Source organism: Leisingera sp. G5_S3_59_S7 (assembly GCF_054968485.1).
Window position 1 is genome coordinate 168,083 of record NZ_JBQKUH010000001.1, and the last position, 13,550, is coordinate 181,632.

Annotated in this window: 16 protein-coding genes and 1 tRNA gene; 12 read left to right on the forward strand and 5 right to left on the reverse strand. The window is 62.3% G+C overall.

Annotation, left to right across the window (positions count from 1 at the left end):
* Positions 1 to 38: 38 nt before the first annotated feature.
* A complete protein-coding gene (locus tag ACTRWG_RS00790; RefSeq protein WP_027237653.1) occupies positions 39 to 488 on the forward strand; it encodes a potassium channel family protein in 450 nt (149 codons plus the stop codon).
* Here ACTRWG_RS00790 and cls read toward each other — a convergent pair.
* Positions 485 to 1,900 carry a cardiolipin synthase gene (gene cls, locus ACTRWG_RS00795; protein WP_027237654.1) on the reverse strand — a complete coding sequence of 472 codons (1,416 nt, stop codon included), beginning with the start codon at positions 1,898 to 1,900 and terminating at the stop codon, positions 485 to 487. The two genes, ACTRWG_RS00790 and cls, sit on opposite strands and share 4 nt — an antisense overlap.
* 146 nt (positions 1,901 to 2,046) lie before the next feature.
* On the opposite strand from cls, the gene ACTRWG_RS00800 reads away from it, so the two are divergent.
* Both ACTRWG_RS00800 and ACTRWG_RS00805 read left to right on the forward strand, forming a co-directional pair.
* On the forward strand, positions 2,047 to 2,913 hold the full coding sequence (locus ACTRWG_RS00800) for a YihY/virulence factor BrkB family protein (protein ID WP_027237655.1): 867 nt from the start codon (positions 2,047 to 2,049) through the stop codon (positions 2,911 to 2,913).
* A 129-nt stretch (positions 2,914 to 3,042) separates the two neighbouring features.
* A complete protein-coding gene (locus ACTRWG_RS00805; RefSeq protein ID WP_027237656.1) occupies positions 3,043 to 3,231 on the forward strand; it encodes a hypothetical protein in 189 nt (62 codons plus the stop codon).
* Between the two features lie 6 nt (positions 3,232 to 3,237).
* On the opposite strand, the gene ACTRWG_RS00810 is transcribed toward ACTRWG_RS00805, so the two are convergent.
* The 3 genes from ACTRWG_RS00810 to ACTRWG_RS00820 are packed head-to-tail and all read right to left on the reverse strand — an operon-like array spanning position 3,238 to position 5,529.
* Entirely contained in the window at positions 3,238 to 3,954 is a 717-nt protein-coding gene (locus ACTRWG_RS00810; RefSeq protein WP_027237657.1) for an RlmE family RNA methyltransferase, read from the reverse strand.
* Between the two features lie 52 nt (positions 3,955 to 4,006).
* The gene (locus ACTRWG_RS00815) at positions 4,007 to 4,387 is read right to left on the reverse strand and encodes a hypothetical protein (RefSeq protein ID WP_027237658.1); all 381 of its coding nucleotides are present in this window, start codon (positions 4,385 to 4,387) and stop codon (positions 4,007 to 4,009) included.
* A gap of 29 nt (positions 4,388 to 4,416) precedes the next feature.
* A complete protein-coding gene (locus ACTRWG_RS00820; RefSeq protein ID WP_027237659.1) occupies positions 4,417 to 5,529 on the reverse strand; it encodes a Ppx/GppA phosphatase family protein in 1,113 nt (370 codons plus the stop codon).
* A 284-nt stretch (positions 5,530 to 5,813) separates the two neighbouring features.
* Between ACTRWG_RS00820 and ACTRWG_RS00825 the strand changes: the two genes are divergently transcribed.
* Genes ACTRWG_RS00825 through ACTRWG_RS00835 form a run of 3 tightly spaced genes read left to right on the forward strand, consistent with a single transcriptional unit; the run spans position 5,814 to position 8,135 of the window.
* On the forward strand, positions 5,814 to 6,110 hold the full coding sequence (locus tag ACTRWG_RS00825; RefSeq protein WP_027237660.1) for a virulence factor: 297 nt from the start codon (positions 5,814 to 5,816) through the stop codon (positions 6,108 to 6,110).
* Between the two features lie 27 nt (positions 6,111 to 6,137).
* Positions 6,138 to 7,064, forward strand: coding sequence for a methylenetetrahydrofolate reductase (locus tag ACTRWG_RS00830; protein WP_027237661.1), 927 nt, complete (start codon positions 6,138 to 6,140; stop codon positions 7,062 to 7,064).
* A gap of 9 nt (positions 7,065 to 7,073) precedes the next feature.
* Complete coding sequence (locus ACTRWG_RS00835; RefSeq protein WP_027237662.1) at positions 7,074 to 8,135, forward strand: methyltetrahydrofolate cobalamin methyltransferase; 1,062 nt, start codon at positions 7,074 to 7,076, stop codon at positions 8,133 to 8,135.
* A 205-nt stretch (positions 8,136 to 8,340) separates the two neighbouring features.
* On the opposite strand, the gene ACTRWG_RS00840 is transcribed toward ACTRWG_RS00835, so the two are convergent.
* Positions 8,341 to 8,430: transfer RNA gene (locus ACTRWG_RS00840), tRNA-Ser, on the reverse strand.
* A gap of 119 nt (positions 8,431 to 8,549) precedes the next feature.
* Between ACTRWG_RS00840 and ACTRWG_RS00845 the strand changes: the two genes are divergently transcribed.
* From ACTRWG_RS00845 to proB, 6 genes are all read left to right on the forward strand, one after another.
* Positions 8,550 to 9,401 carry a DUF2059 domain-containing protein gene (locus tag ACTRWG_RS00845; RefSeq protein WP_027237663.1) on the forward strand — a complete coding sequence of 284 codons (852 nt, stop codon included), beginning with the start codon at positions 8,550 to 8,552 and terminating at the stop codon, positions 9,399 to 9,401.
* Positions 9,402 to 9,603: 202 nt separating this feature from the next.
* Positions 9,604 to 10,158 carry a 50S ribosomal protein L21 gene (rplU, locus tag ACTRWG_RS00850; RefSeq protein WP_027237664.1) on the forward strand — a complete coding sequence of 185 codons (555 nt, stop codon included), beginning with the start codon at positions 9,604 to 9,606 and terminating at the stop codon, positions 10,156 to 10,158.
* Between the two features lie 11 nt (positions 10,159 to 10,169).
* Positions 10,170 to 10,439 carry a 50S ribosomal protein L27 gene (gene rpmA, locus ACTRWG_RS00855; protein ID WP_027237665.1) on the forward strand — a complete coding sequence of 90 codons (270 nt, stop codon included), beginning with the start codon at positions 10,170 to 10,172 and terminating at the stop codon, positions 10,437 to 10,439.
* A 284-nt stretch (positions 10,440 to 10,723) separates the two neighbouring features.
* Positions 10,724 to 11,260: a GNAT family N-acetyltransferase gene (locus tag ACTRWG_RS00860; protein WP_027237666.1), complete on the forward strand. Its 537-nt coding sequence runs from the start codon at positions 10,724 to 10,726 to the stop codon at positions 11,258 to 11,260.
* Between the two features lie 121 nt (positions 11,261 to 11,381).
* On the forward strand, positions 11,382 to 12,416 hold the full coding sequence (gene obgE / locus ACTRWG_RS00865) for a GTPase ObgE (protein ID WP_027237667.1): 1,035 nt from the start codon (positions 11,382 to 11,384) through the stop codon (positions 12,414 to 12,416).
* A complete protein-coding gene (proB, locus tag ACTRWG_RS00870; RefSeq protein WP_027237668.1) occupies positions 12,404 to 13,510 on the forward strand; it encodes a glutamate 5-kinase in 1,107 nt (368 codons plus the stop codon). Before obgE ends, proB begins: the two co-directional genes overlap by 13 nt.
* Positions 13,511 to 13,550: the final 40 nt, after the last annotated feature.

Genomic DNA, 13,550 nt, shown 5'->3' on the forward strand with positions numbered 1-13,550 from the left:
CGGGAGAGGCCAAGCCACCGACGAAGACGAGGGCAGGAATGACACTGTGGAACCAGCTGCTGTGGGGCTCGATCTATCTGAGCGTCTGCCTGATCCTGGAGATCTCGGTTCTGGTCTGGTGCGCGTCGGTGCTGAACAAGCTGTCTGCCCGGTTTCCCAAACCGTACCGCCGATGGCAAATCGGACTGATGCTGGTCGCGGCGATTTTCATCATCCTCGGCGGCCACACCGCACAAGTCTGGATCTGGTCCTCGGCCTTTGTCCTGGTCGGCGCGATTGAGGACTGGAACACTTCCGTCTATTTCTCGCTCGCGACCTACACCACGCTGGGCTATGGCGACGTGGTGCTGGGGCCGGCGCTGCGGATCTTTGCCGCTTTTGCCGCCGTGACCGGGCTGTTCGGGTTCGGCATCAGCACTGCCTTCCTGGTCAGCGCGATGGGGCGCCTGTTCTCTCTGAACGGCCAGCCGTATGACGGCCAGGATTAAAGCACCGGCGCCAGCAGCCGGGCTACCGGGGCCAGCAGCCGGATGCTGAGCCTCTGCTGGTCCAGCGGCAGGCTAAGCTCGGTCGCACGCTGAAAATCCTGGGCCAGCATGTCTGCAATTTCCCCGGCGGAGCCGCGGTCGAAGAACAGCGCCATTGTCTCGAAATTCAATCGGAACGAGCGGTTGTCGAGATTGGCGGTGCCGACGCCGGAAATCGTGTCGTCAATGACAAAACATTTCTGATGCATAAAGCCGCCCTGGTAGCGCAGGATGCGCACGCCCGCGCCGCGCAGTTCGTCAAAATAGGCAAAGGCCGCAAGCCAGGGCAGCACGTGGTCGGCGTGTTCCGGCAGCAGGATCCGGACATCAAGCCCGCGCAGGGCTGCGTGCTTAAGCACTGCAAACACATCCTGGTCCGGCACGAAATAGGGGGAGGCCAGCCACACTCTCTCCTGCGCCGCGGAAATAGCAGAGAAATACAGCATCGAGCCGTTGCCAGTGGTGTCGCCGGGTCCGGTGGAGGCAATCAGCGCCGGGCGGTCCTGCGGCGAAGCCTCAGCTTCCCAGTTCAGCAGGTCCAGAACAGGTTCCTGGGTTCGCCAATGCCAGTCTTCCGCGAAGGACAGCTGAAGCTGCTGAACAACCGGGCCGGTGAGACGCACATGCGTGTCGCGCCACGGCCCGAATGCCGGGTCCAGCCCCATGTACTCATCCCCGACGTTCAGGCCGCCGGTGAATCCGACGCGGCCGTCCACAACAACTGTCTTGCGGTGATTGCGGAAGTTGATCCGCAGCCGGTGCCAGGGCGCCCTCTGAACCGCCGGGTCAATTAGGTTGACACCGGCGGCTTCCAGCGCGCTGGTGTACGCACGGGGCAGTTTGCGGCTTCCGATGCTGTCGGTCATGAACCAGATGGTTACCCCGCGCTCAGCCGCAGCGATCAGCCGTTTCTGAAGCGCGTGCCCGAGGTCGTCCGCATGCAGAATGTAATACTGCACAAGGATGTATTCCTGCGCATTTTCAAAAGCCTCGAAGATGGCATTGAAGGTATCCTGACCATTGATCAGAAGCGTCATGCCGTTCCCGCGGCACACATTCATGCCGGCAATCGCTTCAAACGGGCTGGGGTTGACCGGCAATTCCTGCGCGTCCTCGGATTGGGCACTGGTATAATTACGGGTGGCGATCACTGCCTGTTCCGCGCCACGGCGGGCCTTCCAGTAGCCTCTGAATCTGTGATGCCCGAAGATCATATAGGCGGGCAGGGCAATCACCGGCGCCGACAGCAGGAACACCACCCAGCCGATCGCCCCTTGGGGGGTCCGGGCTGTGCGGGCCGCACTTAGGGCAGCCAGCCCGGCAGCCGCCCAGGTTGCGGCGATCGCGCCCGTGCTGATAATTAACCAGAACATTCCGCAGTCCCGAATTTGAACCTTTGCACTTACCTAATATGCGCATCGCCCGCACACCATAGGCGGTTATGCTACAGGCAACGCTAAAACCGCATAAAGGGCCATTGCTACTGGATATTTGCGGGCGCCTGTGGAACCTTGCCTGCATGCCGATCCTGCCCCCTCTGAGCCGCTGGCCCGCAGCCCTTCTGACCGCCGCCCGCCGGTTCAACCGGAAGAACGGCTGGGTCATGAGCAGCCACATCGCGATGTCGATGATGCTGGCGCTGTTCCCGTTTGTTCTGTTCACGGTTGCGCTAGCCGGCACCGTGGCCAGCCTGCTGTCGCAAGAGGTGGAAATGGACCTGATGACCGAGCAGGTTTTCAGCGTCTGGCCGGACGCCGTGGCGCGGCCGATTCTGACTGAGATGAAGGCAGTGCTGCAGACGTCGAACACCCAGCTCGTGACCCTGGGCGGGCTGTTTGCGCTGTATTTCGCGTCCAACGGGGTTGATGCGGTGCGGGTGGCGATGGTGCAGGCCTACCACGATACCGACACCAGACCGTTCTGGCGCGCCCGCGCGCTGTGCATCGGGCTCGTCATCATGGGCGGAGCGGGCATTCTGGCGGTCGCCTTTTTTGAGGTGTTTCTGCCGCTCTACGTGCGCCACATCACCAAGCTTCTGCCGTTTGCCAGCGTTCCGCAGGGCTGGGAGCAGGGGCTCAGCGGCCTTCTGGCACTGGCGCTGCCCATCGGAGCGGTGCTGGCCTTTCACATCCTGCTGCCGGGGCGGATCCACCGGTTCCGACGGATTTTGCCGGGGGCAGTGCTGACCCTGCTCCTTTGGCTGGCCTGCGGCAGCGGGTTTGCGGTCTACGTCGGCTCATTCGCCCGGTACTCCGCCACATATGCCGGTCTTGCCGGGGCGATGGCGGCTATGATCTTCCTCTATCTGAATTCCGCGATCCTGATCCTTGGTGCGGAATTCAACGGCGCCTTAAGCGACATGGCAGACGGGATGGGGCGGACGTGACGGCTGCGGCTTTCGTGCAACTGTTTCCGTTTTTGCAACAATAAGGCAGCCCTGCCACAATTGAGCCCCGCTTGCGGCCTAATCCCCATCTAAGCCTGCAACAAAGCAGCGGAACCAGAAGGGGCCATCATGACAAAACTGCAAAACAAACTGCGCCACATGCGGCTGTTCGAACTGATGCGCCAGCGCGATATGGCCAGCCATGTCAGCCGCAAGCTGCGGGTGTCCCGGCTGACCGATGACGATGGTGAGGAGGCGATCCTGCTGCGCACCCTAGCAAGCCGGTCGCTGACAACCCCGCATAACCGGCCGGTCTGATCCCGCTCAGCCGCGGAACCCCGTGGCAACGACAAATTTTTCGGAGCTGTCCGACCGCGAGGAGGGCGGCTTCATGTTCATCACCTTGGTGAACTTCTGTTTCAGCAGTTTCTGAAGCTCTCCCTCGGCGCCGCCGGCCAGAACCTTGGCCACAAAGGTGCCGCCCTCTTCCAATACGTCAAAGGCGAAATAGGCCGCGGTTTCGCACAGCGAGATAATCCGCAAGTGGTCAGTCTGCTTGTGGCCGGAACTGGCCGCCGCCATGTCGGACATCACAACATCTGCCTTGCCGCCCAGCCATTCCTTGACCTTGTCGTCGGCCCCGTCATCCATGAAGTCGAGCTGGTGGAACTCGGCGCCCGCCAGCGGCTCCACTTCCTGCAAGTCAATGCCGATGATGCGGCCCACGGCCTTGCCTGGTTTCTCCCCCAGGGCATTGATGCGCTTCACTGCAACCTGCGCCCAGCCGCCCGGCGCGCAGCCCAAGTCGACAACCCGGGCACCGTTGACCAGGAACCGGAATTTGTCGTCCAGCTCCATGATCTTATAGGCGGCTCGGCCGCGATACCCCTCAGCCTGGGCGCGTTTCACATAAGGGTCGTTCAGTTGCCGCTGCAGCCAGCGGGTCGAGCTCAGCTTGCGGCCGCGCGCCGATTTCACCTTGACCTTCAGGTCGCGCTGCCCGCGCCCGGAAGTGTTTTTCCCAGTGGGGGTCTTTGCCATAAGCGTATTCTCCGAAAGTAAGGGCTGCAGATAACCTCTTGCTCCAGCCGGATCAAGGCGATGCTTTCTCCCCGGACAATGCTAGCTCGGGCCAGGGAGCGGATACGCTGCAAAGGACATATCCTAGAATGTTTGCAGCCTTGTCCCGAAGGCGCTTTTTCTCTAGCGGCGCGGGAAGGGTATCAGCTTCGCACCCTTCTGTTTCCAGAGGGCTGATAGTCCCGCTGTGAACTGCTTTGAGAAACTCAGAGGCCTCGGCTGCAGTTTTGGGCGGAACAGCGATCGGAACGCCGCCAAATGCCAGGCTGTAATGGGGCAGCAGCGTCATGGTGTTGATCCACGGGCAAAATACCTTGAACCCCGCTGCCTCCAACGCGGAAACCGTTACTGAAACGGTGCTTAGCCGGTAAGCTATGGCAATGGTCGTATACATGAACAGGACCTTCAGACGATGCTGAGCTGTTAGTAGGGGCCGTCCTCCAGAACGCCATCCGCACTCATCTGCGCATAGAGCAGGCCCTCGCGCAGCCCGCGGTCGGCAACCGACAGCCGGTCGGTCGGCCAGCAGCGCAGCAGCGCCTGCAGGATTGCGGATCCGGACATGATCAGCGCCTGCCGGTCCTCGCCGATGCGGGGGTCGCGGCGGCGGCCCTGGGGCCCGAGTTCCAGATAACCCCGGATCACTTTGTCAATCTGATCGCTGGTCATCCGCAGCCCGTCCACTTTGGTCCGGTCATAGCGCTTGAGCCCGAGGTGCGACGCGGCAACGGTTGTCACGGTGCCGGAGGTGCCAACGATCTGGAAGCCTGCGCGCGCCTGCTCATCTTTGTAGGGGGCAAAATCCGCCAGGTTCTCCTCAAAGAACCAGCTCATCAGCGCAAAGCGGGCGGCATCATCCTCCACATCGTTGAACTGATCGCGCAAAGTGGCGACCCCCAGCGGCACGGAAATCCAATCCACCACCTTAGCAGCGGGGAAGGGGCTTTCGGTCGAGTGGAACCCGTTGTGCAGCCGCATGATGGCGGATGGGCGGTCGCGCCGCGGCACGGAGGAAATGTCGATCCACACCAGCTCTGTCGAGCCGCCGCCGATATCAACCACCAGAAGCTGTTCCGTCTTGGTCGAAACCAAAGGTGCGCAGGAAATGACCGCCAGACGCGCCTCTTCCTCCGGCTGGATGATTTCCAGCGTCAGGCCTGTCTCGCGCTTGACCTGGCGGATGAAGTCGCGGGCGTTTTTGGCGCGGCGGCAAGCCTCAGTCGCGACCAGCCGCATCCGGCGCACGCGGTTGCGCTTGAGTTTCTGCTGACAGATCCGCAGCGCCTGAATGGTGCGCGCCATCGAGGACCGCGACAGCCGTCCGGTCCGCTCCAGCCCGGCGCCCAACTGCACCGACTTGGAGAAACTGTCCACCACATGAATGCCGCTGCCCTTGGGCTGGGCAATCAGCATACGGCAGCTATTTGTTCCCAAATCCAAAGCGGCATAGAGCGCATCTGGATCGGGACGGGCCGGTGCAGGGGTCTCAACCGCTTTGGGAAACGCGCCCGCACCTTTCGAGCGCCTGGGCGCCATGATTCACGCCCTCCGATTATCGTGTTAACATTGACAATAGGTGCGCAGCTGCGGCGGCGCAAGCTCTGGCCGCCAGAAGCGGAGCAATTTCCGCTGCCTAGCGGGCTCCTCATAATCCACATGAATATTTTGGCGGAAAACCCCTGTGGCATTCGAATGTGCACAAAGCTAGTGTCGCGGCAGCAAAACGTCGCTCAATCCCATCGTGTTGTCGAAATTCGACCAACTTGCCGAGCGCCACCGCTCTAGAACGTGGTCTATCCAGGCTAGGAGGAAAACAGGGCATGCCCGACGTTACGATCGTTTACTGGCGCGATATCCCCGCGCAGGTCATCGTTGGCAAAGGCCGCCGCGGCGCCAAGCGCCAGCTCGAGGAACGGTTCGAGCAGGCCATCGACCGCGCGGCCATGAAGGTGAACGCAAAGGACGCGGACGCCTATCTTGCCGAGTGGCGCAAGGCGGCACCGTTTTCCGCTGAGGGCGAAGCAGCCGATGTTGCCGAAGCCGAGGCCAAACGCCTGGAAGCTGAGTATGATCAGGACCGCCTGAAGGCCCTGATTGCAAATGACGGATGGGCATGACCCGTAGACCATTCTTGGGAGGCCGTGATGGCTTTGCTGAACTTTAAAAAACGTGACACTGGCGCCGCTCAGACCGTCAACCCGCAGGTCGAGGCCTTCTTGCAGGACTACTCGATCGAGGTCATGCCGCGCACCGCCGAAAAGGTCGCCGACTTCCGCGACCTGCTGCCCGCGGGCACCCGCGTTTATATCGCGCACATCGAAGGCACCCCGATCGAAGATATGGTCGCCACTGCCAAACGCCTGAACGCCGAAGGCTTCCCGGTGATGCCGCACTTCCCGGCGCGGATCATCAAGGACGAGGCCACGCTGGCTGACTGGATCGCCCGCTACCAGGGCGAAGCGGACGTCAAGCAGGCGCTGATGCTGGCGGGCGGTGTTGCCAAGCCGCATGGCGACTTCCACAGCTCCATGCAGCTGTTGGAAACCGGCCTGTTCGACAAGGCGGGCTTCACCAGCCTGCACGTTGCCGGCCACCCGGAAGGCAACAAGGACATCGACCCGGACGGCTCCACCAAGAATGTCTCCGAAGCGCTTCAGTGGAAGCAGAAGTTCTCCGAGCGCACCGACGCCAAAATGGCGCTGGCCACCCAGTTCGCCTTTGAGGCCAAGCCGATCATCGAATGGGCCAACGGCCTCAAAGCTGCGGGTGTCGACCTGCCGATCCACATCGGCATCGCCGGCCCGGCCAAACTGCAGACCCTGATCAAATTCGCCATCGCCTGCGGGGTTGGCCCGTCGCTGAAGGTTCTGCAAAAGCGCGCGATGGACGTGTCCAAGCTGTTGCTGCCCTATGAGCCGACCGATGTTGTGGCTGAACTGGCCGCCTACAAGGCGGAGAACCCGGACTTCAACATCACCAATGTCCACTTCTTCCCGCTGGGCGGCATCAAGACCAATGCCACCTGGGCCATCAACAACGGCGGCGCCTCGGCGAAGCCGGTCAACTCCTAAGGATCAACAATGACCCGTACAGTCGTAGAATCAAAAACAAAAACCGCGGTCCTGGGCTTTGATGAGCCGTTCTGCGTGATTGGTGAGCGGATCAACCCGACCGGCCGCAAGAAACTGGCGGCCGAGCTGGAAGCCGGCGATTTCTCCACCGTTGAGAAAGACGCTGTGGCCCAGGTTCTGGCCGGTGCAACCGTGCTCGATATCAACGCGGGCGTGGTGTACAACTCCAACCCGAACCCCAACGAGACCGAGCCGCCGCTGATGCGGAAGATCGTCGAGCTGGTGCAGGGCCTGGTCGATGTGCCGCTGTGCATCGACTCTTCGGTTCCCGGCGCGCTCGAAGCCGGTCTGGAAGTCTGCGAAGGCCGCCCGCTGCTGAACTCTGTCACCGGCGAAGAAGAGCGCCTGGAGCAGATCCTGCCGCTGGTCAAAAAGTACAACGTGCCGGTTGTGGCGATCTCCAACGACGACACCGGCATCTCTGAAGACCCCGATGTGCGTTTTGCCGTGGCCAAGAAAATCGTTGAGCGCGCTGCCGATTTCGGCATCCCGGCGCATGACATCGTGGTTGACCCGCTGGTGATGCCGGTTGGCGCCATGGCAACTGCCGGCCTGCAGGTGTTTGCCCTGGTCCGCCGCCTGCGCGAAGAACTGGGCGTGAACACCACGTGCGGCGCCTCCAACATCTCCTTTGGCCTGCCGAACCGTCACGGCATCAACAACGCCTTCCTGCCGATGGCAATGGGCGCGGGCATGACCTCTGCGATCATGAACCCGGTGGCGCTGCCGGTGACCCAGAAGGCGATTGCCGAGAAGAAGGCCGCGGTCGAAGCCGCTGGCATCATTCTGCCGGAAGGCATGGACGACGAAGCGTTTGTCACCATGTTCGGCCTCGGCTCCACAAAGCCGCGCGCAGGCAAGGAGATGGAAGCCATCCGCGCCGCCAACTTCCTGACCAACAACGACCCGCATGGCGGCGACTGGATCAAGTTCAACAAGGCACCGGCAGCCGAAGGCGAAGAAGGCCGCGGCCGTGGCGGCCGCGCCGGCGGGCGCCGCCGCCGCGCCTGATCCGCGCAGTCCAGAACACAAGAGGCCGGGCAGAAATGTCCGGCCTTTTTTGTTGTATGACAGGCTGTTGCAGCGTTTTCTTTGAGTGAATGGCTGGAGGGCGTTCAGACAGATCAAAACACAGCGAAGCAGCCAATCCGAAGATTGCCTCGTTGCTGTGGCGCAGGCTGGGCGGCTTGTCCGGGAAGCGGTCTGTAAGGGAAAATGGCGGAGAGACAGGGATTCGAACCCTGGGTGGGCTTGCACCCACAACGGTTTTCGAGACCGCCCCGTTCGACCACTCCGGCACCTCTCCGCGGGGGGTGAGGCGCGGTTTAATGTTGATTCCGGACCGGCGCAAGGGGCGAAATGCGGCTTTGACAAAAAAAGCCGGAAATCCGTTGCCAGCCAAAGGTTTTTGCCTAGATTTGCCCTATGCAGATGATCACCCCAATCCCCGCTGTGCTTGTGCGTTTTCTTTCGGTGCTGTGTCTCGCCTTCGCCGCCTGGCCGCTGCCGGCCCTGGCGGCCGACCGGGAGCGGGTGGAGGCGTTTCTGGAAGTGACCGGATTTGATGTGGCGCTCGACAGCATCGCGCTGTCCGCCTCAAGCGCGCCGGAAATGCTGGGCGTCGACACCGGCGCCTTCGGCAGCCAGTGGACCGAATTGTCGGAGGACGTTTTCGACACCCGCGAAATGCGCGGGCTTGCCGTGGAGATTCTGGAAAACACACTGGATGACGAGGCGCTGGATCACGCCGCAGCCTTTTATGCCAGCGATCTGGGCAAGCGGCTGGTGCGGGCGGAAAACGCCTCTCATATGGTCGAGGATGATGAGGTAAAGCAACTGGCCGGCAACCGGATCATTTCCGATCTGGTCAAGGAGGGCAGTGAGCGCGTCGCCATGTACCAGCGGATGGGGTCTGCCATTGATGCGGCCGGCACCGGCGTGCGGGCGCTGCAGCAAATCCAGTTCCGCTTTCTGATGGCCGCTGCCGCCGCGGGCGTGATTGAACTGGAGCTGGACGCCGAGGGCTTGCGGGCGCTGATGAAGGAGCAGGAGAGCGACTTGCGCCTCAGCCTGCAGGCGTCCAGCCTGGCGGCCTCTGCCTATACCTATCAGGAGTTCACCGACGCCGAGGTCCAGACCTATGTCGAGGCGCTGGAGGAAGCGCCGATGCAGCGGGTTTACGAGCTGTTGAATGCGGTGCAGTATGAAATCACCGCCAACCGTTTTGAGGAACTGGCGCACCGCATGGCTGACCTGACACCGGGGCAGGACATCTGAGCCCGCCAACCGTTTGGCGCGGCCTGTGGAAAACGGTTGACAGCCCTGGCATTCCGAACCATAAGCCCGCATCCCGGCCCGGAATCCGCGTGCCGGGATTCACCTGTAATCCGCCCTTTGAATGGGCGCGCTGTCCGAGGCGGCATCAGCCGGAACACCCGCAAGGGGGCCGTAGGACGCGGTAAGAAAAGGAAAGACGCATATGTTTGCGGTCCTCAAGACTGGCGGCAAGCAGTACAAGGTTCAGGCGGGCGACGTGCTCCGCGTTGAAAAACTTGCTGCAGATGCTGGCGATACCATCCAGTTCGACGAAGTTCTGATGCTTGGCGGCGACGCACCCGTTGTGGGCGCTCCGCTGGTGGAAGGCGCTGCCGTGAAGGCAGAAGTGATCGACCAGATCAAAGGCGAAAAGCTGATCAACTTTGTGAAGCGCCGCCGGAAGCACTCCTCCAAGCGCACCAAAGGCCACCGTCAGAAACTGACCCTGGTCCGGATCACCGAGATCCTGGCATCGGGTGCAACCAAATCCGCTCCGAAAGCTGCTGCCAAAGCTGCCCCGGCCGCTGACGCTGCTTCTTCGGACGACCTGACCCAGCTGACCGGCGTCGGCCCCGCAGCTGCCAAGAAACTGGCAGAAGCAGGCCTCACCAGCTTTGCCCAGATCGCAGCCTTGTCCGAAGACGACATTGCTGGTATCGAAGCAATCAAAGTGAAGCCCGAGTGGGTTGAGCAGGCCAAAGAGCTGGCTAAAGGCTAAGGAGAGAGAGAATGGCACATAAAAAAGCTGGCGGTTCCTCCCGTAACGGCCGCGACTCTGCCGGTCGCCGCCTTGGCGTGAAACTCTACGGTGGCCAGGCGGCCATCGCAGGCAACATCATCGTGCGTCAGCGCGGCACCAAGTTTTGGCCGGGCGAAGGCGTGGGCATTGGCAAGGACCACACTCTGTTTGCCACTGCTAACGGTGCTGTGACCTTCCGCAAAGGCCTGAAAGGCCGCACCTTTGTATCGGTTCTCCCAGTGGCGGAGGCCGCTGAGTAAGCCGACCCGAAGGGTAAAGAAATCTTTAGGGGGATCGGCTATAAGGCCGGTCCCTCTTTCTGTTTTTGAGTATGCGAGTGAATGATGATTTTCCCAGCACAGGCCAAGCCCCCCAGTGCAGCGCCGCCGCTCCCGGGTTTTCACGCCCGGCCTACGGGAAGTTTTGCGCAATTTGAACAGCGCGTATCTTGCCGTTGGGGCAGGACGTGCACATCTGAATTTGGCCGCCACAATAAACAGGGCCCTGTCCGCCCGGAGAAAGACGGCAGAGGAGGAGCACATCCATGAATCTGGATCAAATCGTGTGCCAGCAGGTCATTGAAACCGAGCGTTTCATTCTGCGCCCGGTGCGAAAATCTGATGCCGGGCTGATTGAGCATTATGTCAGCGACGAGCGCGTTGCGCGCATGACCCGGTCGATCCCGCACCCGCTGCCGCCCGGCGCGGCTGAGGCTTTTGTGGCGCGCGCCATGGCGGACGAACGCGACGAGGATGTCTGGGTGATTGACGGCACTGCTGATGGCGATGCCGAGCTGAAGGGTGTGATCGGCCTGAAACGAATGGACCGCAACCAGTCGGAAGTGTCTTACTGGACCGCGCCGCCGTTCTGGAATACCGGGCTTGCCTCTGCGGCGCTCAAGGCGCTGGTGGACGCAAACCCGCAAAACAACGCGGCGATGTTTGCCTGCGTGTTCCAGGATAACCCGGCCTCTGCGCGGGTGCTGATCCATTGCGGCTTTGATTATCTGGGCGACGCCGAGAGCTTTTCGGTCGCGCGCGACGCCACCGTTCCAACTTGGACCTACAGCCGAAAACTGTGATTGGCGCGGCGCGCGCTTTGCGGTAAGGCAAACCAAACATTCCTGCCACAGCCCAGGGCCTTGGCGGGACACTTGTACTGCGCGGGCAGGCCGCAAGATCCTGCCGCATTAAGGAGCTGTCATGAAATTCCTCGATCTGGCAAAGGTCTACATCCGCTCGGGCGCCGGCGGGAACGGCTGCGTCAGCTTCCGGCGTGAGAAGTACATCGAATATGGCGGCCCTGATGGCGGTGACGGCGGCAAGGGCGGTTCGGTATGGGCCGAGGTCACCGAGGGGCTGAACACCCTGATCGACTTCCGCTATCAGCAGCATTTCTTTGCCAAGAACGGCCAGTCCGGCATGGGCCGGCAGCGCACCGGCAAGGACGGCGACGACATCGTTCTGCGGGTTCCGGTGGGAACCGAGATCCTGGACGAGGATCAGGAAACCGTTTTGGCTGACCTGACCGAACCGGGCCAGCGGGTGCTGCTGGCCAAGGGCGGCAACGGCGGCTTTGGCAACCTGCATTTTAAGTCCGCCACCAACCAGGCGCCGCGCCGCGCCAACCCGGGGCAGGAGGGCGTTGACCGCACCATCTGGCTGCGGCTCAAGCTGATTGCAGATGCGGGCCTTCTGGGGCTGCCGAACGCGGGCAAGTCGACCTTTCTGGCGGCGACCTCCAACGCGCGCCCTAAGATTGCCGATTACCCCTTTACCACCCTGCACCCGAACCTTGGCGTCGTAGGTATCGACAATACCGAATTTGTGGTGGCCGATATTCCCGGCCTGATCGAAGGCGCGCATGAAGGCCGCGGCATTGGCGACCGCTTCCTGGGCCATGTTGAACGCTGCGCGGTGCTGCTGCACCTGGTCGACGGCACCTCCGAAACGGTGGTCGAGGACTACGAGACCATCATCAGCGAGCTTGAGGCCTATGGCGGCGAGCTGGCCACCAAGCCCCGCATCACCGCGCTGAATAAGGTTGACGCCCTCGACCCCGAAGAACGGGACGAGAAGCGCGCGGCGCTGGAAGCCGCGGTTGGCGGGCCGGTGATGATGATGTCCGGCGTCAGCCGCGAAGGCCTGAACGAGGTGCTGCGCGCTGTGCGGGCTGAAATCGACGATGACCGCGTGCGGATGAAACCCGCTGAGGAGGAAGATCCTTGGCAGCCCTAAGCTCAGCCAAACGGATTGTCGTCAAGATCGGCTCGGCGCTGCTGGTCGACCGGGACACTGGCGAGCTGCGGGCCGGCTGGCTGCATTCGCTGGCCAATGACGTCGCCTGGCTGAAGTCCCGCGGCACCGATGTGGTTCTGGTGTCCTCCGGCTCCATCGCCCTGGGCCGCGGCGTGCTGGGCCTGCCGCGCGCTGATCTGCCGCTGGAAAAATCCCAAGCCGCGGCCGCCGTCGGCCAGATCCGTCTGGCCCGCGCCTATGAGGAGGCGCTGGCGCCGCACCGGATCACCACTGCGCAGGTGCTGGTGACGCTGGAAGACAGCGAGAACCGCCGCCGTTACCTGAACTCCCGCGCGACGCTGGAAACGCTGCTGAGCATGGGCGCGGTGCCCATCGTCAATGAAAACGACACCATTGCCACCGATGAGATCCGTTACGGCGATAATGACCGCCTGGCCGCGCAGGTGGCGGTGACGGTGGGGGCTGATTGCCTGATCCTGCTGTCCGATGTCGACGGGTTCTACAGCGCCAACCCGGCGCTGGACCCGGACGCCCGGCGCTATGACCGGATTGATGAGATCACGCCCGAGATCGAGGCAATGGCGGGCGACGGTGTCTCCGGCCTGTCCAAAGGCGGCATGATCACCAAGCTGCTGGCCGCCAAGATGGCCACCGCAGCCGGCTGCGCCATGGCGATCACCGAAGGATCGCCTCTCAACCCCTTGAAAGCACTCCAAGAAGGCGCGGCTTGCACTTGGTTCACTGGGCAGGGTGATCCGCAAACCGCCCGCAAACGCTGGATCGGCGCCATGAAGACGCGCGGTGTCCTGACAATTGATGACGGCGCGGCGCGCGCGCTGATGTCCGGCAAAAGCCTGCTGCCCGCAGGCGTCCGTCATGTGGAGGGTGACTTTGGCCGCGGCGATCCGCTGGCCATCCTCGGCCCAGACGGGCGCAAGCTGGGGCAGGGGTTGTCGCGCTATACTGCCGATGAGGCCCGTGCCATCCAGGGGCGCCGCTCGCATGATATCGAGGCCACGCTGGGCTATCCCGCCCGCGCCGCGCTGATTCACCGCGATGATATGGCGCTTTGATCAGACCACCTGATAGTTTATTCCAGCCGGCAAGCACGGA

Excerpts from the sequence above, each read along its gene's own strand:
- rpmA (WP_027237665.1), top strand. The coding sequence starts at position 10,170 with ATGGCACATAAAAAAGCTGGCGGTTCCTCCCGTAACGGCCGCGACTCT.
- obgE (WP_027237667.1), top strand. The coding sequence starts at position 11,382 with ATGAAATTCCTCGATCTGGCAAAGGTCTACATCCGCTCGGGCGCCGGC.
- ACTRWG_RS00860 (WP_027237666.1), top strand. The coding sequence starts at position 10,724 with ATGAATCTGGATCAAATCGTGTGCCAGCAGGTCATTGAAACCGAGCGT.
- ACTRWG_RS00830 (WP_027237661.1), top strand. The coding sequence starts at position 6,138 with ATGGCTTTGCTGAACTTTAAAAAACGTGACACTGGCGCCGCTCAGACC.
- ACTRWG_RS00825 (WP_027237660.1), top strand. The coding sequence starts at position 5,814 with ATGCCCGACGTTACGATCGTTTACTGGCGCGATATCCCCGCGCAGGTC.
- ACTRWG_RS00810 (WP_027237657.1), bottom strand. The coding sequence starts at position 3,954 with ATGGCAAAGACCCCCACTGGGAAAAACACTTCCGGGCGCGGGCAGCGC.
- ACTRWG_RS00805 (WP_027237656.1), top strand. The coding sequence starts at position 3,043 with ATGACAAAACTGCAAAACAAACTGCGCCACATGCGGCTGTTCGAACTG.
- ACTRWG_RS00800 (WP_027237655.1), top strand. The coding sequence starts at position 2,047 with ATGCCGATCCTGCCCCCTCTGAGCCGCTGGCCCGCAGCCCTTCTGACC.
- ACTRWG_RS00790 (WP_027237653.1), top strand. The coding sequence starts at position 39 with ATGACACTGTGGAACCAGCTGCTGTGGGGCTCGATCTATCTGAGCGTC.
- rplU (WP_027237664.1), top strand. The coding sequence starts at position 9,604 with ATGTTTGCGGTCCTCAAGACTGGCGGCAAGCAGTACAAGGTTCAGGCG.
- ACTRWG_RS00835 (WP_027237662.1), top strand. The coding sequence starts at position 7,074 with ATGACCCGTACAGTCGTAGAATCAAAAACAAAAACCGCGGTCCTGGGC.
- ACTRWG_RS00815 (WP_027237658.1), bottom strand. The coding sequence starts at position 4,387 with ATGTATACGACCATTGCCATAGCTTACCGGCTAAGCACCGTTTCAGTA.
- ACTRWG_RS00820 (WP_027237659.1), bottom strand. The coding sequence starts at position 5,529 with ATGGCGCCCAGGCGCTCGAAAGGTGCGGGCGCGTTTCCCAAAGCGGTT.
- cls (WP_027237654.1), bottom strand. The coding sequence starts at position 1,900 with ATGTTCTGGTTAATTATCAGCACGGGCGCGATCGCCGCAACCTGGGCG.
- ACTRWG_RS00845 (WP_027237663.1), top strand. The coding sequence starts at position 8,550 with ATGCAGATGATCACCCCAATCCCCGCTGTGCTTGTGCGTTTTCTTTCG.